Source organism: Acidiluteibacter ferrifornacis, assembly GCF_009909615.1.
GTDB classification, from domain to species: Bacteria; Bacteroidota; Bacteroidia; order Flavobacteriales_E; family Vicingaceae; genus Acidiluteibacter; species Acidiluteibacter ferrifornacis.
Map to the genome: position 1 here is coordinate 274,305 of NZ_WWNE01000012.1, position 21,803 is coordinate 296,107.

At 37.4% G+C, this 21,803-nt stretch carries 22 protein-coding genes; 3 read left to right on the forward strand and 19 right to left on the reverse strand.

From position 1 onward, the window contains the following. Positions 1 to 3: 3 nt before the first annotated feature. The 8 genes from GQN54_RS13360 to GQN54_RS13395 all read right to left on the reverse strand — a co-directional run bounded on the left by GQN54_RS13360 (position 4) and on the right by GQN54_RS13395 (position 6,961). Positions 4 to 702, reverse strand: coding sequence for a sulfite exporter TauE/SafE family protein (locus GQN54_RS13360; protein ID WP_160634060.1), 699 nt, complete (start codon positions 700 to 702; stop codon positions 4 to 6). Between the two features lie 4 nt (positions 703 to 706). Beyond that, a complete protein-coding gene (locus GQN54_RS13365; protein ID WP_160634061.1) occupies positions 707 to 1,144 on the reverse strand; it encodes a FixH family protein in 438 nt (145 codons plus the stop codon). Next, entirely contained in the window at positions 1,141 to 2,571 is a 1,431-nt protein-coding gene (ccoG, locus tag GQN54_RS13370; RefSeq protein ID WP_160634062.1) for a cytochrome c oxidase accessory protein CcoG, read from the reverse strand. The genes GQN54_RS13365 and ccoG overlap by 4 nt, the downstream gene beginning before the upstream one ends. A gap of 27 nt (positions 2,572 to 2,598) precedes the next feature. After that, positions 2,599 to 3,756, reverse strand: a complete 1,158-nt coding sequence (locus GQN54_RS13375) for a cbb3-type cytochrome c oxidase N-terminal domain-containing protein (protein WP_160634063.1) — start codon at positions 3,754 to 3,756, stop codon at positions 2,599 to 2,601. Next, complete coding sequence (locus GQN54_RS13380; protein ID WP_160634064.1) at positions 3,753 to 3,968, reverse strand: CcoQ/FixQ family Cbb3-type cytochrome c oxidase assembly chaperone; 216 nt, start codon at positions 3,966 to 3,968, stop codon at positions 3,753 to 3,755. Before GQN54_RS13380 ends, GQN54_RS13375 begins: the two co-directional genes overlap by 4 nt. A 12-nt stretch (positions 3,969 to 3,980) precedes the next feature. Then, a complete protein-coding gene (gene ccoN / locus GQN54_RS13385; RefSeq protein WP_160634130.1) occupies positions 3,981 to 6,125 on the reverse strand; it encodes a cytochrome-c oxidase, cbb3-type subunit I in 2,145 nt (714 codons plus the stop codon). 11 nt (positions 6,126 to 6,136) lie between these two features. After that, entirely contained in the window at positions 6,137 to 6,328 is a 192-nt protein-coding gene (ccoS, locus tag GQN54_RS13390) for a cbb3-type cytochrome oxidase assembly protein CcoS (protein WP_160634065.1), read from the reverse strand. A 78-nt stretch (positions 6,329 to 6,406) separates the two neighbouring features. Continuing rightward, positions 6,407 to 6,961, reverse strand: a complete 555-nt coding sequence (locus GQN54_RS13395; protein ID WP_317163989.1) for a cysteine dioxygenase — start codon at positions 6,959 to 6,961, stop codon at positions 6,407 to 6,409. Between the two features lie 461 nt (positions 6,962 to 7,422). Between GQN54_RS13395 and GQN54_RS13400 the strand changes: the two genes are divergently transcribed. Next, positions 7,423 to 7,890: a hypothetical protein gene (locus GQN54_RS13400; RefSeq protein WP_160634067.1), complete on the forward strand. Its 468-nt coding sequence runs from the start codon at positions 7,423 to 7,425 to the stop codon at positions 7,888 to 7,890. A 40-nt stretch (positions 7,891 to 7,930) separates the two neighbouring features. Here GQN54_RS13400 and GQN54_RS13405 read toward each other — a convergent pair whose 3' ends face one another. Then, entirely contained in the window at positions 7,931 to 10,300 is a 2,370-nt protein-coding gene (locus tag GQN54_RS13405) for a heavy metal translocating P-type ATPase (protein ID WP_160634068.1), read from the reverse strand. A 98-nt stretch (positions 10,301 to 10,398) separates the two neighbouring features. On the opposite strand from GQN54_RS13405, the gene GQN54_RS13410 reads away from it, so the two are divergent. Beyond that, positions 10,399 to 11,106 (forward strand): Crp/Fnr family transcriptional regulator, encoded by a 708-nt coding sequence (locus GQN54_RS13410; protein WP_160634069.1) that lies wholly within the window; start codon positions 10,399 to 10,401, stop codon positions 11,104 to 11,106. Here the strand turns inward: GQN54_RS13410 and GQN54_RS13415 are convergent. The 3 genes from GQN54_RS13415 to GQN54_RS13425 form a co-directional block, all read right to left on the reverse strand. Then, a complete protein-coding gene (locus GQN54_RS13415) occupies positions 11,095 to 11,622 on the reverse strand; it encodes a hypothetical protein (protein WP_160634070.1) in 528 nt (175 codons plus the stop codon). The genes GQN54_RS13410 and GQN54_RS13415 overlap by 12 nt on opposite strands. A gap of 2 nt (positions 11,623 to 11,624) precedes the next feature. Further along, positions 11,625 to 12,134, reverse strand: coding sequence for a hypothetical protein (locus GQN54_RS13420; protein ID WP_160634071.1), 510 nt, complete (start codon positions 12,132 to 12,134; stop codon positions 11,625 to 11,627). Between the two features lie 141 nt (positions 12,135 to 12,275). Beyond that, positions 12,276 to 12,854 carry a PhnA domain-containing protein gene (locus GQN54_RS13425; RefSeq protein WP_160634072.1) on the reverse strand — a complete coding sequence of 193 codons (579 nt, stop codon included), beginning with the start codon at positions 12,852 to 12,854 and terminating at the stop codon, positions 12,276 to 12,278. Between the two features lie 68 nt (positions 12,855 to 12,922). Here GQN54_RS13425 and GQN54_RS13430 point away from each other — a divergent pair, with 68 nt between their 5' ends. Beyond that, the gene (locus tag GQN54_RS13430; protein ID WP_160634073.1) at positions 12,923 to 14,353 is read left to right on the forward strand and encodes an aldehyde dehydrogenase family protein; all 1,431 of its coding nucleotides are present in this window, start codon (positions 12,923 to 12,925) and stop codon (positions 14,351 to 14,353) included. Between the two features lie 60 nt (positions 14,354 to 14,413). On the opposite strand, the gene GQN54_RS13435 is transcribed toward GQN54_RS13430, so the two are convergent. The 7 genes from GQN54_RS13435 to GQN54_RS13465 form a co-directional block, all read right to left on the reverse strand. Next, complete coding sequence (locus GQN54_RS13435; protein ID WP_160634074.1) at positions 14,414 to 15,511, reverse strand: efflux RND transporter periplasmic adaptor subunit; 1,098 nt, start codon at positions 15,509 to 15,511, stop codon at positions 14,414 to 14,416. Between the two features lie 31 nt (positions 15,512 to 15,542). Continuing rightward, on the reverse strand, positions 15,543 to 16,799 hold the full coding sequence (locus tag GQN54_RS13440; protein WP_160634075.1) for an ABC transporter permease: 1,257 nt from the start codon (positions 16,797 to 16,799) through the stop codon (positions 15,543 to 15,545). A 2-nt stretch (positions 16,800 to 16,801) separates the two neighbouring features. Continuing rightward, positions 16,802 to 18,034 (reverse strand): ABC transporter permease, encoded by a 1,233-nt coding sequence (locus tag GQN54_RS13445; protein WP_160634076.1) that lies wholly within the window; start codon positions 18,032 to 18,034, stop codon positions 16,802 to 16,804. A gap of 18 nt (positions 18,035 to 18,052) precedes the next feature. Beyond that, entirely contained in the window at positions 18,053 to 18,715 is a 663-nt protein-coding gene (locus GQN54_RS13450) for an ABC transporter ATP-binding protein (RefSeq protein WP_160634077.1), read from the reverse strand. A gap of 334 nt (positions 18,716 to 19,049) precedes the next feature. After that, positions 19,050 to 19,775 carry a transposase gene (locus tag GQN54_RS13455; protein ID WP_160634078.1) on the reverse strand — a complete coding sequence of 242 codons (726 nt, stop codon included), beginning with the start codon at positions 19,773 to 19,775 and terminating at the stop codon, positions 19,050 to 19,052. 166 nt (positions 19,776 to 19,941) lie between these two features. After that, positions 19,942 to 20,349, reverse strand: a complete 408-nt coding sequence (locus tag GQN54_RS13460; RefSeq protein WP_160634079.1) for a cupin domain-containing protein — start codon at positions 20,347 to 20,349, stop codon at positions 19,942 to 19,944. A gap of 27 nt (positions 20,350 to 20,376) precedes the next feature. Then, the gene (locus tag GQN54_RS13465) at positions 20,377 to 21,525 is read right to left on the reverse strand and encodes a WG repeat-containing protein (protein WP_160634080.1); all 1,149 of its coding nucleotides are present in this window, start codon (positions 21,523 to 21,525) and stop codon (positions 20,377 to 20,379) included. Between the last annotated feature and the right edge of the window lie 278 nt (positions 21,526 to 21,803).

Here is a 21,803-nt window from a genome sequence, read left to right on the forward strand (position 1 = left end):
CTTTTAATGACACTCGATTAGGGGTGTCTCTGTATCAATTTTGGGGCTTAAATAAGGGATGTCTAGATTTAAACCTCTTATTATAAATAGAATTCCTATTGCTACGACGAAAACTGGAATGACTTTTTTTACTTTGCTTCTGAAAGAAAATTGCAGCCGATTCCCTAAAATGGAAACACTTAGCATTAAAGGTAAAGTGCCTGCGCCAAAAGCCATCATGAACAAGCCACCATCAAAAGGGGTGGCCATTGCTAGAGAACCCGCGACACCCATATATACTAGCCCACAGGGAAGAAGTCCATTCAAAATTCCAATAGTCCATAAATTAATATTGGATGTTCTTCCTAATCTTTTACCAAGGCTAGCTTTTACCTTTCCCAACCATAAATTGAAAGTGGGGAAGGAGTGCATTTTATTGGTGTAAATGGACGGAATTAAGATACTCAAAATCATTGCCACACCTACGATAATAGATAGCTTTTGTTGAAATCCAGCCAACGCAAATCCTTTTCCCATTAGTCCGAATATGCAGCCTATGATAAAATAGGTAAACAATCTCCCTGAATTGTAAAGTATACTTCCAGTAACAACAGTTGATAATTTATCTCGTTTCATTGGAAGAGCAAAAGCAATAGGGCCACACATGCCTACACAATGCAAGCTGCCTAAAAGTCCAATTAAAAATGCCGTCCAATATTCCATTCGATTATGGGATAATTATAGTTCTTTCCTCGTAATAGCTTTTGCCTCCCGCAATCCAGTCTATCTTCAATAGGTATTTACCTTTAATAAATTGATTAAGCGGAATACTTTCCGTATTCGATCGTGCTTCTATTTTTACATTAAAATCTTTTGTTTCATCAGATGGACGAAAACAATTAATAGTGCCTGAAGTAATCGATTCTGCGCTGTTTGGTAAAACAATGTTAAGTTGATGGTCAGAAATATCTATTTTCAAATCAGCATCTAAATTCATTGTTCGCTCCGTATCATCTATTTTTTGCTGATACTTTATTTCTTGGGCATAGTAATCTTCCGTTACCAAATCAAAATTTTGATTGAATGCCATGATTACCATTCCTATAATAAAAACTACAAAGCTGCTATAGAATACGGCTATTTTTGTTCCCCAACTAATTTTCATTTTTTCTTTCGTTTTACTGGAGCTAAGAATGAGGTGCTCATGTCATCTAATACTTCCCCTTCTTGGTTTATAATTTCAAATTCAATATCTGTCTTTCTTTCACTCAACTGATCCATATCGAGAATTAAGAAGAAACTACCTTCGGTCATTGACTCTGAGGGTATGATTAAGCTCTCTTGACCAATAATTTCAATTTCACCATTCATTCCTTTTAATCGGATGATAGCAGGAATTGAATCGTAGGTTTTATTAATTATCTTATAATTATACAGATTGCTGATTTTGTTTTCAGGACGTTTTTGGTATTGCTGCCCAGTAGCTTTTAATACTGTGGCATCTACTTCAGAACGGCTGAGTAAAAGAAACCCTACAATTGTTAAAATAACCGTTAATACAACTGTGTATGCAACCGTCCGTGTAGACCATATTTTCTTTTCTTTATTTACAATTCCTTCTTCAGAATCATATCTAATTAACCCTTTTGGTAGGCCTACACTTTCCATCATGTGGTCGCAAGCATCAATACAAGCAGTACAATTGACACACTCTAACTGCGTACCATTTCTAATGTCTATTCCAGTCGGACACACATTCACACATTGGTTGCAATCTATACAGTCTCCTTTATTGGTTTCAGATCTATCCTCATTTTTTTTGAACTTCCCTCTAATTTCCCCCCGAACATAATCATAGGCTACTACTATTGAGTTTCGGTCGAGCATTACACCTTGCAATCTTCCGTAAGGACAAGCTACAATACACACTTGTTCTCTAAACCAACTGAAAACAAAATAAAACACTCCTGTGAAAATCAGTATAGAAATTAAACCTCCTATATGATTCATGGGGGAGTCGGTCACTACATTGAGCCATTCGTCAGACCCAATAATGTACATTAAAAAGGTATTGGATATAATGAAGGAAATCAAGAAGAATATTCCGTGTTTTAATATTCTTTTCTTAATTTTTTCACTGTTCCACTCGCTATCCCTAAGGCGCTTTTGTTGCTTAAAGTCTCCATCAATCCAGTATTCGATTTTACGAAATACCATTTCCATGAAAATGGTTTGAGGGCAAACCCATCCACAAAATATTCGGCCAAAGACAACAGTAAACAACACCACAAAGAGCACAAAGCTTAACATAATCAAGACGAAGATGTAAAAGTCTTGTGGCCAAAAAACTTGACCTAGTAGAACAAATTTTCGCTCCAATATATTGATTAACAATAAAGGGTGGCCGCCTATACGGATAAAGGGGCCTGAGAATAAAAAGAGCAATAATACAACGCTCACCCATGTGCGAGCGTTGTAATATTTGCCAGAAGGTTTTTTCGGACTAATCCATTTTCTACTTCCGGATTCATCGATTGTACCGATTGAATCTCGGAAGGATTGATCCATGTATTCTTCTTTCTCTCTTTTCATTGTTACTTTTTGTTTCTAGATTCACAATTATTCCGCAACCGCTGCAACCTCGTTTTCTTCTACTGTTTCTTCAGTATTAGTTGTATCAGACGGTGTTTCTTCTACTTTTTCATCCACCCAAATCTCTCCTTGTGGATCTTTCGCGTTCGGAGGATTAGAGCCTTGAATACTTATAATGTAACTTGCAATTTGTTGCATTTGAACAGGACTAAACTGACTTTGCCAAGCAATCATCCCCTTTGCAGGAATACCGTATTTAATAGATTTAAAGATATTGCTAATGCCTCCACCATGTATCCAGTATTCATCGGTTAGGTTTGGACCTACAAGTCCCTCCGCTAAAGCCCCGTGACACGTTGCACAGTTTCCTTTATAGATGTTTGCACCTGTAGTAATTGCATCTAAATCAACTAGCAAGGTAACATTGTCTTCTGTCAATTGCTCACCACCACTTTCCAATGCTTCAGCTTTAGCCTCTGTAGCGGCTAACATTTCTGATTCATATTCTTGTAATTGTAATTCTCCGCTACCTGTAATATGAAATCGAATTAAATAAACAAATGCAAAAATGATAGTTCCGTAGAACATGTACTTCCACCATGGTGGTAGATTGTTGTCTAATTCTTTAATACCATCATAATCGTGATCCAACATTACTGTAGCTTCTTCTTCTACAGGAACTCTATCTACCAATTTACTTCCAATAGTATCAAATACAGTATTCATTTCATCTGCCGTAAAATCATCACCTCGTTTGTAGCGGATCATTGTTTTTAATGATCGAAATAGAATAGCAATGATTAATGCTAAGAAAGCAATTGTTGTGATTAATGACCAAAATAAGACATCACTCATTACAAATGGAACAGAAGTAGTCGTTTCATTTTGGGCATATGCACTAAGACCGCCGCCGGCAAGTACCAACACTGCTATGGCTTTTATAGTTTGTTCTGCTTTTGAGGATTTAGATTCTGGTGTTTCAATTTTACCGATACTGGAGATACTCTGACCAATAGCATGAATGATGAGAAGTAATAATAAAATTACGCCCAACAATAAAGAGAGCAGAAATGCATCAGAAATTCCTGCATTGGCAGCCGCCGCATTTTCTGCTGCGAAAACGCTTACTGGGGCTAAACCTATTGCCATAACCGTTAGTATGGTTTTTATAGTTTGCTTTTTCATGGATTTTTAGATTCTGTGGTTAGATTATTGGTTGTTTCGTTTTCTTCATTCTCAAATGGTAATGCAGAAAGCATATTCACTTCAGATTTTTTCATTCGACCTACCCAAAAGAATAGCGCAATAAAAAAGAGAAAGAAAATGATGAAGGAAATAACAGGGAAGATGTCTATCCCTGCTATTGTATCCATATTATGTTTGATAAATTTTAACATGATCTTATTTTTTTATTGTTCAGTTTCTTTAGTTTCGATGTCTCTACCTAATCTTTGTAGGTATGCAATTAATGCCACAATCTCTCTATCTGGACTTACTTCAAAACCATCTTCTTCGAGTAAATCACGCATTTCTTCAACGATTTCATTAGCTTGTTTAACAACATCGGCATTCGCACGTTCTGGGTAATCTTCCTCATAAGGAACTCCCAACGTAATCATTGCTCTAATTTTAGCAGCTGTAACGGTGGTGTCATAACTTTTGTCTAACAACCATGGATAAGCTGGCATGATAGAACCATCAGATACACTACGAGGGTCATACATATGCTTGAAATGCCAAGAGTTAGGTTTGCGTAATTTGCTGCTTCCTTCTCTAGCTAAATCGGGTCCTGTACGCTTAGATCCCCACAAGAATGGGTGGTCATAAACAAACTCTCCAGCTTTTGAATATTCCCCATATCGCTCTGTTTCAGATCTAAATGGGCGAATCATTTGAGTATGACAGCCAACACATCCTTCTTGGATATAAATGTCTCTACCATGCAACTCTAGTGGGGTGTATGGTTTTACAGCCTCTATTGTTGGAATGTTGGATTTAACTAAGAACGTCGGTACCATTTCAATAATTCCACCAATCAAAATGACAATCAAAGAGCCTATTAGCATTAAGGTTGGCTTACGCTCAAATAATCTATGCCAGTGTTCGTCTTTATGATTTTTAGACAGTTCTGCCATTGGTGCAGCTTCTGCCGCCTCATTTTTCTCAAAAGAACCAGATTTTGCGGTTTTAATCAAGTTGTAAACCATGGTCAATACCCCGATGTAGTATAATAGTCCTCCAATTGCTCGGTAAGCGTACATTGGTAAAATATTAGTTACTGTTTCTAGGAAGTTAGGGTATTTTAAGAATCCATCAGCTGTAAAGTCATTCCACATTTGGCTTTGTGCAAATCCTGCCCAGTACAACGGAATAGCGTAAAACAAGATTCCTAAAGTTCCAATCCAAAAGTGGAAGTTGGCTAATTTTTGTGAATACAATTTGGTTTTGAATAGTATTGGCCATAGGTAATACAACATACCGAAGGTTAAGAAACCATTCCATCCTAATGCTCCTACGTGAACGTGTGCTACAATCCAATCGGTAAAGTGGGCAATCGCGTTAACGTTTTTCAACGACAACATTGGACCCTCAAAAGTGGACATACCATATGCAGTAATAGCCACCACCATAAATTTCAATACCACACTGTCTCTTACTTTATCCCAAGCACCTCTTAAGGTCAATAAACCGTTAATCATACCACCCCAAGATGGAGCAATAAGCATTACAGAAAACACAACTCCTAAAGATTGTGCCCAATCTGGTAAAGCAGTGTAAAGTAAGTGGTGCGGTCCAGCCCAAATGTATAAGAAAATCAAAGCCCAAAAGTGGATGATAGACAGCCTATAGGAGAATACAGGACGATTAGCTGCTTTAGGAACAAAGTAGTACATCAATCCCAAATATGGAGTGGTTAAGAAAAATGCAACCGCATTGTGTCCATACCACCATTGCACTAGCGCATCTTGAACTCCAGCATACCAAGAATAACTCTTCATAAAAGTTACTGGAATCTCAAAAGAATTGACAATATGAAGAACTGCTACTGTAACAAAGGTGGCAATGTAAAACCAAATAGCTACATATAAATGACGCTCTCTTCTTTTTAGTATTGTAGCAAATAGATTCCATCCAAAAACTACCCATATTAAGGTAATCGCTATATCAATTGGCCATTCTAACTCAGCGTACTCTTTGGAAGTTGTGAACCCTAGAGGCAACGTAATTGCTGCAGCTACGATTATTAATTGCCAACCCCAAAAGTTAATCTTACTTAGTAAGTCGCTGTACATGCGGGTTTTTAATAATCGCTGTAGCGAATAATAAACTCCTGCAAATATTCCGTTTCCTACAAAGGCAAAAATCACTGCATTGGTGTGCAATGGTCTTATTCTACCAAAGGAAGTGAATTCGATGCCTAAATTGGCGGCAGGAAAAATAAGTTGTGTAGCGGCTAACAGACCCACTAACATTCCAATAACGCCCCAAAAAATGGTGGCGTTTCCAAAGAGCCGGACAATGTTGTTGTCGTAGCTGAATTGTTCTTTTTGCATGGTTGTGTTCATTATTGATTTAATTTATCTGGTTGTTTTTGATTAACTGAATTGGTTTCTTTTGGTTTGTCGTCGAATAACATTCTAACGGATGGAGTATAGTCATCATCATACTGACCAGCTTTTACTGACCAAACAAATGCCACCAAAAATCCTATGGCGACCGTTAAGCTGACGATAATTAGAATGATTAAAACATTCATAATTTTTAATTTATTCCAAAGTTGGTAATTGAAGAATCGTTAAAAAATGATAATTATCAGTTTTATATAAAAATACAATTACAAATCACAATCTTCTGAAATACTTGAATAAATTGGGTGAGTAATTTCAAACTTTTTCAATTCAGGATCAAAAATTTCCCATTGCGTAATGCGATCCACGTGCAAGTGTAAACTCTTTGTTTGTTCTGAAGACGAATTACGCACGAGGTGAAAGCCCATATCGTCATTTAAATAGTAAAATTCACCTTTCTTAATGGTAATGGAGTTTTGCTTATGAGCTGTTTTGGCATCTCGATCGACCGAGTAAGTATCAATCGTTAATTCACCTTCTAAGACTTGAATCCAACCTTCCTGAAAACTGTAACTATGAATAGGAGAGTGTTGATTTGGTTGCCAGCACATCAGTAATAATTCATATTCCTCGCAAGAACTGATGCAATTACGAGTGTAATGACTTGTCGACCATTTTTCAAATGGACTCCATTCGGATAAAGGAATATCTAGCGCTTTTAGAATTTCCATATAACCTCCATATCCCGGGCCTAAGTTGATGTTTTTGAGTAATTGTTCGACAGTTTTGATAGATGGTATCATAGTTTGTTGTTTTAAAATTGTGGCATAAAATTAAAACCGCATAAAAAGAGATAAAATGATAACTGTCAGGTTTGATTGATTTTTTGAACTATTCTAAATCATGTGAACTTTCCAAGAGGTGTTTGATTGTATATCTTTTCAATTTTACCAGTGCGGCAAAGAGAACAAAAAGGGGCATAGCAGATTAAAGGTAATTGTAGAAAATCATTTGAGAAAGTGGTTTATTGAATGATCAACCATTAAACTCATCATAAGATTCATATACTCTTTGCCTTTGCGGTGAAAAAAAAGGATGTTAGCTTGGAAAGAATGGCTTCAAAGACGCGATAGTAATCTATATATTAGTACCTTAGAAAAAAAACAATTAAGTCATGACTGAAAATGAAGTTCTTGCAGATATTCATAAGGTTCAACTCATATAATTAAAAGATGATGTAAAACGTTTACTTATAAATATTAATAACTCACACCTAAAACTGATGCTTAAATTTTTACTAATCATACTAATTGCTTTTTTTACATTTAATTCTTTTTCACAAACGAATTCAGTTTGCGAACCTCTAGTAGTAAACGATAGTTTATTTCAACTGAAGTCTGATCCCTACAATTTTGGTAAATCAAGTGGAAATTATGTGCAAAGTGTCCGGAGAGATTTAGTTACTGATATCAATGACATTATTACCATTGAAAAAGATTGTATAATTTTTAAAATAAACTATGCCTGCGGATGTGGTGATAACAACAAACAATTGGTTTCTAATGGAATCCTACTTCAAGACAACCAAGGGCTGCAATATTATGAAATCAAGTTCCTTTTCATCAATTATAACAAAGGCTGTAAGGCATTGTGTCACGATCTTCTTTATTACGATATTTCAGAATTGAAAAATTCTACAGAATCGGTGTACTTAAAGTTCGACGAGTTTGAAGATTTAATTGAATATTGAGAAGTTTGAAATTTTAGGAGTAATCTATAGGGCATTTACATTATTTCACCTTCTTGCTCGCTATCCATACTGCGATGGTTGAAAATCCAACAACAGAAATAGAGCTAATGGGCATTAGAATAGCGGCTGTAACAGGTGAGAGCAATCCTTGAACGGCAAAGCTGAGTCCAACAATATTGTACAGAAAGGATATGATAAAACTGATGATAACAATTTTCTTTGCGCTTTTTGCAAAAGTTAAAATTTGATCCAATTGATTGAAAGCTTCCGCAGATAAAATAAGATCACAAGCAGGGGAGAAGGCATTGACATCTTCTGCTAAAGCCACTCCTACGTTGCTCTTCTTTAACGCACCAGCATCATTGAGTCCATCTCCTACCATCATTACTTTTAAGTTCTGATTTTGCAACTGCTCGATATAATCCATCTTTTCTTTAGGACTTTGATTAAAAATTAATTCACTTCCTTTTGGAAACATAGAAATCAACCGATCCTTTTGCCCATCATTATCACCAGAAATTAATGATAAACCATAGTTTGTACTTAATTTATTGAGAAGCTGATCTAATCCAGTTCGATATTCGTTGAATATGGTATAATACCCAATGGGTTCATCATTGATGGAAATTGCAACAACTGAATCGTTAGTGTTTTTTATGTTCATCCCAACCCATTTGGGTGCACCGATTTTATAACGCAATTCTCCCACTTTTGCAGTTAATCCTTTTGCAGGAATTTCTTCAAATTCGCTTATAGTAGACCAAGTTTCTTGTTGAATGGAGTTAAATATCAGTCGACTAAGTGGATGGTTCGATTGCCTTAATATGGTGTGAATATCGCTTTGTTGGGCAGCGGTTAGTGGGGTGCCATTGTAATTTACCGATTGGTTATTGCTATATGTTAGTGTGCCTGTTTTATCAAAAACAATATGATTTAGATTGGCCATATCTTCTACTACAGCAGATTCTCTTAAGTAACAATTTTGACGACCCAACCACCTGGTAGTGTGTCCAAAAGTAAAGGGTGCGGCTAACGCTAAAGCACAAGGACAAGCAACTATTAATACCGCAGAAACCACTTGAACAACGGCATGCAGTCCATTAGCCCATTGCAATACACCAGAAATGATGGCAATAATTAGGATAATTGGAGTAAACCATTCACTTATTTTATCGGTAATTTCTGAGAAATGATTGTGGGTTTTTATGGTTTCTACCTGGTCGTTCCATAAGCTTGTCAACTTACTTTGAGATAAAGGTCGAAGTGCTTCTATTTCTATTGCTTCTCCTTGTTGACGACCTCCGGCATAAATACGGTCACCAGATTCTTTACTGATGGGTTTGGACTCACCAGTAGCAAAACTATTATCAATTTGAGCGTCACCTCGAATTAATATTCCGTCAACGGGAATCAATTCTCCATTGTGAATTAAAATCCGGTCTCCTTTTTGAATTTCATTGACTGGAATGGTTTTCTCTTCGTTGTTTTTGATTCTAACAACTGATATGGGAAAGTAGGCTTTATAATCTCTTTCGAAAGATAATCGGTGATAGGTTTTTTCTTGAAAAATACGTCCCAACAATAAAAAGAACAATAAACCACATAAAGAATCGAAATAGCCCGCTCCTGTTTGAGAAACGACTTCATAAAGACTTCTTATATAAAGCACCAAAACGCCTAATGCAATAGGAACATCAATGTTTAGCCGCTTACTTCTTAAACTGATCCATGCAGATTTGAAATAATCCCATCCACTATAAAAAGCTACTGGAGTGGCGATAAGTAGATTTAAATAGCCAAACCAAACAGCAAACTCTTCATAGCTTTCAAGGTCTAATCCAAAGTATTCCGGCAAACTTAATAGCATGATGTTTCCAAAAGCAAACCCTGCCAAACCAACTTGATACATTAATTTCCGACTGATGGCTTTCTTTTTCGGTTGATCAATACGGTCCAAGTTAATCTCTGGTTCATATCCGATATTGGCCAATAATTCTACTAATTGTCGGAGTGAAAATTCAGTATTAGAGAAGGTCACTGTAACTTCCTTTTTGAGAAAGTTAACTCTACTTTGTTGTATAGCAGGCTGCAAACGATATAGATTTTCCAACAGCCATAAACAAGAACTGCAATGTATCTGTGGTAAATATAAATGCGTTCTACTGATGGAATCGTCCTTGTAGTCTAATAACTGCTCTTTTATGTCTTCGTTTTCGAGGTAGGCAAACTTGTCTTGTTTCTGGACTTTAGGCGAAATGCCTGGCATTTGCTCCAGTTTGTAATAGTCGCATAAATCATTTTGATTTAAAATTTCATAAACAGTCTGACAACCTTGACAACAGAACGATTTATCTTCAAATTTTATTACTTCCTCTTTACAAGGATCTCCACAGTGGTAACAAGTTGTCATGTCTATTTATATTGACTCTAAACATTTTTATAGGACCAAAATTCCTTTTAAATTCAACTCAAAAGTATGATATTTGTCAGGTATCAATTACGACTGTTATGAAAGAAAAACTAGAGATTCCAAGTTGCCAAAAATGTGGCGCGAGACAAAAATCTGTTTTTTGTAGTCTTAACAGTGACCAACTCGTTCAACTCAACGAGGAAAAGGGTTGCGATTTCTATTCCAAAGGGGAGATTATATTCAAAGAAGGCAGCTATTCTAAAGGACTTTTTTGTGTGAATAAAGGAAAGGTGAAGCTAAGTCGTTTGGGACAAAGCGGAAAGGAGCAGATTGTACGTTTTGCTACCGCAGGAGATGTTATGGGGTATAATTCCATGTTGAGTAAACGAGCATTAGGAGCTTCTGCCATTGCTTTAGAAGATAGTGTTGTGTGTTTTGTGCCCGCGGCTCATTTTTTTGAGTTAATCAAACAAGAGCCTGAATTTAGTTTGAAGATGTTGGAATTAACAGCCAAAAACTGGGACAATGCATCGAAATTGATTACCAATATGGCTCAAAAAACCACTAAACAACGATTAGCTGAAATGTTATTGTGGTTAAAAGAAACTTTTGGTTTGGATAAAGACGACTGTATTGATGTTCAGCTTTCTAGAGAAGAAATTGCCAACATGGTGGGAACAGCCACGGAAGCAGTTATTCGCTTATTAGCAGATTTTAAAAAGAACAAATTAATCAGTTTGGAAGGTAAACGTATTAAGCTATTAGACATCCACGGTTTAGTAATGATTGCTGATTTAGTGGATTGATTTCAGTAAAGATCGCTTGATTCCTGGGCTCAATGATTCTAGATATTCTTCTGTAGTAAATAATTGAATGTCATTTTGTAACTCCGGATACTTTTTTGCCACTTTCATCATTAGTTTTATGGCGGTGATTCGAGTTGAAGGAATCTTTTCTATGTTTTCCCAAATATTGGCACAGGTATCAAATAGGTAACCTTCGAACTCTTCCTCTAAATCAAATACTTCAAATATTTTTAGCAACTCTCGTTGATGTCCATCTTCCTTGCCTTCAATTGATTTTATTATTCGCAATAAATGCGGCCTTAGTCGGTCATCATTTTTTTTTAAGCATCCTCTTAACACCCATGTTGCTCTCCAAGCCACCTGATGGCCTTCACCTAAACATAATTCAAGTAATCGATTAAACTCTTTAATGTCCTTATTGGCGGACTCAATGAGTTTAGCTTTGAAATTAGGTCCTCTAAAGAGAAGTTGCAGAGAATCTATTTGGGTATTGTTGGTAGACAAATCAGATGGCATGTTTAAATATGGTCTTCGATGGTAAAGCCTGTACTTTTTTCTATGAAATGATGTAAAATTACTAATTGGTCGTGGCCTTTTTTCTGACCATAGTGTGAAGTGAGGTAAAGTGATAAAAACACAAGGATTAAGACAGGAGTGAGCCATAAAATGTGTGCAGATTTCTCCAATGAGAGGTTTGTCAGTCCAATAATAGCAATAATGATAATGGAAAACCCAATAGTAGCATAAAAGAAAACAAACATCGTCCAGATGGAAGGCTTGGGCCCATACAATCCTCTCATTTCTGTTCCTTCGGGAGTTTCTTCAATAGAGATAACCAATTGTGGAGACCAATAATGTTGTTCTACTTTTGGAATGGTAATCGTCCCAAAACCATGATTGATTTTACCTTTGCAAATACAGCCTTCAGTTTTTAAAAAACCATTAATCATTGCTTCAATTTCAGCTTGACTTTTAGAGGTTCTGACTTTAAAGCGTGGACGTATTTGTATAGGATGACTTTCAGACATATGGGGTTTCAGAATGCACTAAAAGTAATCAAATCTGTGAAAAAGTATTCATCTGACCTTAAATACTCTATTGAAAAAATGGAAAAAAGAATTCAGTTTACAAGAATTTATACGTTTGTTTTTTGCGTAAATAGCTATATATTAAGTCTTTTTTACGAATTCCGTTAAAATTACAATTTGCTGCCCGTTGACTTTTCCTTCTATTTGCGCAGCATTGTCGTGAACTAGAGAAATTCCTCGAACCGCCGTACCACGTTTAGCCGTAAAGTTGGCGCCTTTTACGTTCAAGTCTTTGATTAAAACCACAGAATCACCAGCTGTTAGTATAGCTCCATTGCTGTCTTTGTGAATGATACGATCTTCTTCTGCTAAATGGTCGTTACTAGCTTTAGCCCATTCTAAAGTTTCTTCTTCCATGTACATCATATCGATTAAATCTACTGGCCATCCTTCAGACTTTAATTTGTGTAACATTCTCCAAGCTACAACTTGAACAGGTGGATTTGGATTCCACATACTATCATTTAAGCATCTCCAATGATTGGGATCAATGGCTTCCGAGTTTTCCAATTGAGTTCTACAAGTCTCGCATGCAAATACAGCACCATCAACTGTTTCACTAGGAGTCGGAGGAACCAAATAGATACCTAAGTTTTCAGTAGCTCCACATAATTCACATTTTGATTCACTTCTCGCTTGCAATTCTTTTTCAAAACTCATAAATTTCCCTTTAAATGCCGCAAAAGTAGACTTATTTCAAGAAACTAAAAATTGAACTTATTCCCCTTATGAAAAACTATCAGTCGAATAACTACATCGCAGGGAAGTGGGAGCCAAAAGGAACAGGAGAATTCCAAGTTATTTTAGATAAATATCAAGGTACCGAAATTGGTAAAATTCCACAAGCCTCAGAAGAACAGATGGAAGCAGCAATCGTTGCAGCCAATGAAGCTTTTGAAATCACTAAAAAATGGTCGGCCGGCAAGCGTGCAGAAATGATGCAGAAGCTTTACGACAAGCTAAAAGAACGAAAAGACGAATTCATCAATATCATCATCAATGAAGGAGGGAAACCTCGCTCGTACGCCACTAATGAAGTAGATCGAAGTTTAACGACTTTGAGATTAGCAGTGGAAGAAGCCACTCGTTTTGGTGGAGAAGTAGTGCCAATGGACTGGGGCGCAGGAGAAGGGAAAACGGCATTTACAAAACGTTTTCCGATTGGCGTAATTGCTTGTATTACACCTTTTAACTTCCCCTTAAATCTAGTAATGCATAAAGTGGCTCCGGCATTGGCAACTGGCTGTACTACGATCATCAAACCTGCTCCTCAGGCGCCCATGTCGTGTTTGGCTTTTGCGGCATTGATGGAAGAAGTAGGTTATCCAGCAGGAGCCATCAATGTGTTGGTGTGCGATATTCCGGTAGCCGAGAAATTGGTGAAGGATGAGCGTGTTGCAAAACTCTCTTTCACTGGAAGTGATAAAGTAGGCTGGTATTTGAAAAGCATTTGTGGCAAGAAAAAAGTAACCCTTGAGTTGGGAGGAAATGCTTCTGTAATTGTAGATGAAGACGTTAATGTGGAGTCGATTACTGACTTAGTAGCCAAAGGAGCTTACTTATATGCGGGACAGATCTGTATTTCTACGCAGCGAATTTTTGTACACGCTAAAGTGTTTGATCGTTTTCAATCAGCTTTTATTGCTTCTATTCAGAAATTGAAAGTGGGAGATGCGCAGGACAATGAGGTGTTGGTGGGGCCTGTGATTGATAAAGGACATTTGAACAGAATCAATGATTGGGTACAAGAAGCCAAACAAAAGGGAGCACAAGTGATATTGGGCGGAGCCGTTTTAAGCGAACAGCACAACCTTTACGAACCAACACTGATCACCAATAGCAATTCGAGTATGAAAGTGGCTGCAGAGGAAGTATTTGGACCTGTAGCGGTATTGGAGAAAGCAAATAGCTTTGAAGAAGCCATTAAAATGACAAATGACTCTAAATATGGTTTGCAAGTGGGAGTTTTTACCAATTCGTTGAAAAACTTCAAATATGCCACCGAAGAATTGGAAGTAGGAGGAGTGATTATGAATAATATTCCTGGTTTTAGAATCGATCACATGCCGTATGGTGGTGTAAAAGATTCAGGATTAGGAAGGGAAGGTATTAAATATGCCATGGAAGAAATGACCGAAGGGCGTTTGATCGTGTATTAATGTTATTTTTTTAACCGCCGTAGGGACTTGCATGCAACGTCCCTACGGCGGTTTTTTTTACTAATTCATTTTAGGAGACAAATTCCACAATTTGAATTGATCGTCTTTGTTGATTCCTTCTTTCAATTCGATGTTGATTCCATCAGAAAGACCTGTTTTCACATATCTTTTTTCAAATTGCTGTTCCCCAATCATCACTTCTACGAAAGCTGAGTCACCATCAAATTGTAGTAGCGACTCAGGCAAAGCCAACACACTGTCTCTTCTATCCAACACAATATCAGCATTGGCGCTGTATCCTGCTCTAATGAATTGGTTTTCTTTTAATTTCACCGCGGCCTTAATTTCAAATTGAATGGCGCCATCTTCCTCAATTCCTTTTGGAGAAATATATTCCAAAACTGCTCCAAATGTTTCGTTTTCAATAGCTCCGATTCTAAGAATCAAGTCCATGCCTTCTTTAATTTTTCCTACTTCCGACTCATCTACCTTTCCTTCAAAAATCAAGTCGCTCATATCGGCTACAGAAGCCACAGTAGTACCGTCGTTCATGGTATTGGCTTCAATCACAGAGTTTCCTTCTTTAATCGGTACATCAAGCACCATTCCCGAAATAGTAGACCGAATCAATCGGTTGGTGGTACTTTTGTTATTGGAAGTTTCTCCTTTTTGAATCAACTCTAAATTGTCTTGTGCAGCCTTTAGCTCTTCACTAGCTGACTTGTAGGCCAATTCAAAGGGCTGAAATTCAGCGGCAGCGATTACAGCTTTATCTTTTAACTCCTTGTTTCTTTCCAAGTCTAATTTGGCATTGTCCATATTGATTTTTGCTTGACGCAGTCGATTTTCAGCATTGTTTAGACTCACCATATTGGGAATAATTTTCACCAAAGCGATTTTGTCCCCTTTCTGAATCATTTGTCCCGCCTCTACATAGATTTCGTCAATGATACCAGATACTTGTGGTTTGATTTCAATCTCTTTACGAGGAACAATAGAACCTGTAGCCACCGTCTTTTTGATGATGTCCGTGGTTAAGGTACCTGTCGTTTGATAAACGGTAGGTACTTCCTCTGATTTGGAATACAAGAAATAAATCGTCCACACGAAAATCGCTAGTAATAGAATTCCGAGAAATATTTTAAAAAACTTTTTCATAATCAATGGTTTACTTTCTTGTTTGCTTTTATTATTCTGTTCTAAGTGCTTCTATGGGTTTTATTTTTACTGCTTTGCGAGCAGGTATCAATCCTGCCAAAGCGCCGGAAATAATCAAGATCACCAAAGCGGTTAATGCCACTTGTAAATCTATTTCTGGATTCGTAAACATGCTGTCGCCGTCGGCAGGGCCAAGATTGGCTGCAATCAATTCAATTACACCAATACCACCTACGAGTCCAAAATAGCCCGCCAATCCCGTTAAAACGATGGATTCCATCATAATTTGAGAGATGATAGAAGCAGGAGTGGCGCCAATGGCTCGACGAATCCCGATTTCTTTGGTTCGCTCTTTAATTACGATGAGCATAATGTTGGTGACTCCAATCACACCAGCCATCAAAGTACCAATGCCTACCACCCAAATCAAAGTAGAAATCGCTCCAAACAATCCGCTCATTTGCTTGAACTCTTTCTCAGCGTTGAATGATCCAAATGCTCTTTCGTCTTGTGGGGCTACTTTGTGTCGCTTTTTAAGAATATCGACGATTTTCTTTTCCACGGCTTCACCTGATGAATTGGGCTGAGCGGTTACAGCCATCCAACCCACAATGTTGCCATAATTAAACGCTTTTTGAAAGGTTGAAAATGGAACAAACAAGGTCTTCGTGTCTTTCTCTGCCTGATTTCCTGACTTCTTGGTTTTCCAAACTCCAACGACTTTAAAGTACACTCCGTTGATTTTTACATTTTCATTGATTGGGCTTTTATCGCCAAACAAAACTTCTTTAACATTGGTACCAATAACCACTACTTTGCGCTTTTCTTCGATGTCCAATTGGTTGATGAATCGACCTTCTAAAATTTCCATCGGAGAGATGAATTGAATCTCAGGATAATCACCCATCACACTAAAGTTGCCCGACTTGGTTTTAAAACTCACATTATTGCCTCCATTGTAGCCTCTCAATTGATTTCGGGGTGCTAAATATTCTATTTCACTAACCCCGTGTTGTATGGCTTCCATGTCTTCATTATTCATATTGAATCTACGGCCCTTTGGAAGACCAGCATAGGGAACAGAGGTGCTTTGTGTCCAAATGAAAACACTATTGGTAACCGTGCCACCGAAACCACTAATAATCCCATTTTCCAATCCTTTTCCTGCACCCAACATTACCACCAGCATAAAAATACCCCACGATACCCCAAAAGCCGTCATGATGGTACGCAAAGTGTTCTTCCGAAGAGAACTGTATATTTCTTGCCATTTATCGCTGTCAAACATATCTATTCGTCTCTAAGTGCTACAATGGGTTTAATTGCCGCAGCTCGAGTTGCAGGAACTAATCCTGCTAAAGTGCCAGCTACAACAAGAACTAGGGTAGCCGTTAAAGCCACTTGAAAATTAACCTCTGGATTATTGAAAAACTGGGTGTCTGGTGGAATAAAACTATCGACCAATTCAATAAGTCCAACGCCCAACACTAAACCGATATAACCAGCCACTGAAGTAATTAATACAGATTCCATAATAATCAGACTAATAATGGAGTAGGGGGTTGCACCTAAAGCTTTACGTATACCTATTTCTTTGGTGCGTTCCTTCACCACAATCATCATAATGTTGCTGATTCCTACAATTCCGGCGATAATGGTCATGATGCCAATCACCCAAATGAAGAGGGCAATGTTGTCAAACAGGTTGTTGAATTTCAGAAATTCCTCTACGTTATTCCAAAAACGTATGGCCCGCTCATCCTCTGGATTGAAAATATGTGCTTCTGCCATTTTTTGCCGCACTTCTGTTTCGATCAGTTTGCTTTCCTCAATTCCTGCATCACCTACTGTAAACATCATTTGATGCACCCGGTCGCTGCCATTGAACACCATTTGGGCGGTAGAAATGGGCAAGTACAAAATCTCTTGTTCGTTCTCTCCACCTTCGTCTTCAAAGATTCCAATCACTTTAAAAGGAACACCGTTCACCTCCAAATACTTTCCCATTGGATCTTCGCCCTTAAACAGTGTTTTTTGAACCAAGGTGCCTATAGAAACCACTTTTCGCTTTTGCTCAATATCGATGTTGTTGATGAATCGACCTTCAATGGTTCTCGTTTTCTCAATGTATTGATGATCCGGGTGAACGGTACGGATTCCGAAATCGCCTGTTTCCTTTTTGTAAGTCACATTGGATCCTGGAACATAAAAACGACCGCTCGCTTTTTCTACTCCTGAAATGTCGGTTTTGATGGTGTTGAAGTCGGCATTGTTGAACTGAATAAAACGTCCAGGCTTCATGCCTTTATAGGGCTCACTCGTTTGACCGCCAAACACCCAAATGCTATTGGTGGCAGCATCTCTAAATTCTACTTTTACTCCGTTTGACAAACCAGTGCCGGCTCCCAACAGAATAATCAACATGAAAATTCCCCACGCTACGCTAAAGCCAGTCAAAAACGTACGCAACTTGTTTTTGCTGATGGTGTGAAATATTTCTTGCCATTTGTCTCTGTCGAACATGGTGGTTAGCGGCTTGGATTAATCAATGATGCGTCCGTCTTTCAGTCGAATCAATCGATCTGTTTTGTCGGCGATGTCATTTTCGTGAGTAACTATAATTACTGTAATTCCTTCTAAGTTGATTTTGCGCAATAAATCCATCACTTCGTGGGAAGTTTTAGAATCCAAGGCTCCTGTAGGCTCATCGGCGAGCAACACTTTAGGGTTGGAGATTAACGCTCTAGCAATGGCTACCCGTTGTTTTTGACCTCCAGAGAGCTCATTGGGTAGGTGTTCGGCCCATTCTTTTAAACCCACTTTGTCTAAATATTCTAGCGCCAATAAATTCCGCTCTTTTCGGTTCACCTTTTTGTAATAGAGTGGAAGCGCCACATTTTCCATGGCATTCTTGAATGAAATCAAGTTGAACGACTGGAATACAAACCCTAAAAATCGGTTTCTGTATTGGGCGGCCTTGGTTTCGCTTAAGTCTTTGATTAAAGTACCGTCTAGGGTGTAAGAACCTTCGTCGTAATTGTCGAGCATGCCCAAAATGTTGAGCAACGTAGATTTCCCAGAACCGGACGATCCCATAATGGAAACCATTTCACCTTCTTGAATTTCGATGTCGATCCCTTTTAGGACGTGCATACTGTTCTTACCCATTTGGTAAGACTTGTGAATGTTTTGCAACTTTATCATAACTGCTGACCAAGTTAATGGAAGATTTGGTTGCGGTGTGCAGCTATTTTATGAGCGGTCGATTATACGGATGGGATGGAAAAGTGGGGGGGATTTAGTTTTTTTAGCACATTTATTTGATTGTTTTTTTATTCCTTTTCTAAAATAATGTTATTTCTATGTCCTCTCCATCAAACTCTTTAAGTATTAACAGCTTGCTAATTTGAAATATGATGCATTTTAGATAACCTAAAAGTTTGAATTAATAGAGGTGGAGTGCTTAAAAATTAGAAAGTTAAAGAGTGATTGTGGATTGGAGAAGGATTGTAAACCCTTCGGGGTGGAGCGGGATTCACTATTTATTATAAAATTTGTCATTATCCCATTTTTGAGGGTTGTTAATGATGTAATTCGAAATGTTTTCGTGCGCTTTATCATTCCTGATAATGTGTTCGTGATAATTTCGTTGCCATAATTTATCATTGAGTCCCAATGATTTCAATTGCTTGGTCACAGATGATTTGTATCCCCGAATAATTGCTCCAATGGTTTGTGAAGGAGATTGTGGTGTGTGTCGGCTTTGTCGGGGCTGTGGGGATTGTGGGGGCGTTTTGCAAACGCCCTCATGATCTGATTGATTCAATTCTTTGCTTTGGGGTGAATCCATTTCTATGCTTTTGGGCGAATGCAATTCTATGCTTTGGGGCGAATTCAATTCTATGCTTTGAGGCGGATTTAATTCTATGCTTTGGGGCGAATGCAATTCGCCCGTACTATTCGGCAAATTGAATTCGGCTGCATGCAATATTCGGATGATGCCGTGCATGTGGTTGGGCATAATTATAAATTCGCCCAATTGTATATTTTTTCTAATGTAGGGAGTATTCAGCCATTCGTCATTGGCCACCCTTCCAAATTCATTTAAAATCATTGTGCCATTTTCAATATGGCCAAATCGGCTAATTCTATTTTGGCAGCATATCGTTATAAAATATAGTCCTGCACTGGAGTAATCATATCCTTTTAACCGAATAGATCTTCGGTTGTGTTTATCTGGGTTGTATGCTGATTTTTTGTGCAATTGGCATTTGAAATTTATTCTATTCCTTAATTCAAAGCCTAATATAATCCAAAAGTTTGAATTAATAGAGGTGGAGTGCTTAAAAATTAGAAAGTTAAAGAGTGATTGGGGATTGGAGAAGGATTGCAAACCCTTCGGAGCGGTGTTACATATGTGTTCGGTTTTCTCATTTATGGTCTTCAAACCATTTCACAATTGAAGGCATATTGCGCTCAAATCCTCCCGGAATGAAAAAATTTAAAACTCCAGCTCGATGATCAGTGTTGTTTTTAAAATCATGACTAGTTTTAGCCGGAATTCTTATAAAGGAACCTTTATCTGCAGCTATCCATTTGTCCCCAATTAAAATAGATACTGTGCCTTCAAGAACATAAAATACCTCATCATTTTCTTTGTGTTGGTGAGCTCCAGGTCCTTCTGAATTTGGTTCTAGCCACCATTCCGAAATGCTGTATTTTTCATTGGTTTCATTTTCGTCTGCTTTGAAAATTGCTTTCATTGTCCCACAATGATATTCCCTCCCTTCTCCTTTTTTCAAAATCAAAACGTCTGTGTGGTTGTCTTTATGTTTCATCCTTGCTTATCCTGTTCTGATTAAATCCTACCAATACTCACCGTTTTCATAAGCGATTTTTAGTTCTTCTAAAGTCTTGTATTTTAAAGGAATAATTAATGTATTTCCAAACATTGCTCCCCATTTATTTTCTTTTTCAATTGCATAAATATCTTCAGGTAATGGTACAATTTCATCGTATAGAACCTCATTGAGCACCAACTTGTTAAAGTCTGCAATGAACTGAAATTGCCCTTTTGCACCCTTAATGGCTACTGGAAAGTGATCAGTGTTAAATATAACTTTTTCGGAGATGTAGTAAGTTGTTGGTTGATTAGCTATAAAAATTAGATGTCCTTGTTTTTTTAATGGTACTGAAAAAACATCATCTACCAATTGCATCTGACTCCACTGAATTTTCTTGTTTTGAGGTGGTAACACAAAGTAAGCACTAGATTTTATTTCTTCGATAGAGTAGCTGTCAGTGTTTACTGCAAACAATCCAACTTTATCTTCTTGTGAAACAAGGTATAGACAATTTCCATCGTCTTGAATCTTTTGGAGCTCAATGGCTTTATAAGTAGGTGATAGGAATTCTACAATTTTACCTTCATCAGACAACAATGGATACACCATTCCTTTCATATTGTCTTTTACTACAATAAAATGGGGATAAGTTTTGTCTTTTATAAAATCATCGTATTCGCACTCTAGAACAGCTTTTCCCTCAATGTATAATCCTTTTTTCTTATCCTTCTCAACAATGTAATTCATACAGCAGCCAAAATAGGACTCCGCTTCTACGGTGATATCGTCATAAATAGGAGGGATTAGAACTGTCAGATCACTAATGTATCCGAACCCTTTTTCTCCCTTCACGCGGTAAGTACCATTTCCATCAAAATCCAAAATATCGGTGAATAGATAGTCGCTTTCTACTTTTTGGCCGTTATCAAAACAGATTTCAAAACCATTAGCCTTAAAACATCGGTACAGATCAAATTCTTTATCGTATTCAATTTTGGTATAATTATCAGGCTTTACGACATAAGCATTATGATTATCAATAATTCCGAGTTTATCATTTTCAGTGATTAAGGATAAATCATTGATGGTTCCTATTACTTTTCTATCCTGTCCACTAACTGAAATATGGATGCAAAAAAGTAGAGTGAGAGTGATAAAAATTGGTTTCATGATGATGTGATATATTATGTTGACTACGATTTAATGTGAAATGAATTGGATTCATTCTTCAAATTCGAAGATAATCAAAAAATAGAATTGGAGTAGATGGGGATTAGCGGATTAAAGTAGAATTGACTTTGGAATGAAGGTTAATACGAGATAGGGATGAAGTTGTGCATTACTCGTATGAAAAAATGTAGCTTTCATAAATCATAATGAATTACTTCAGAATTTTTTTATTTCCATAGACCACTAGTTCTACATTTTTTAAAGTAGATTTATTGCCT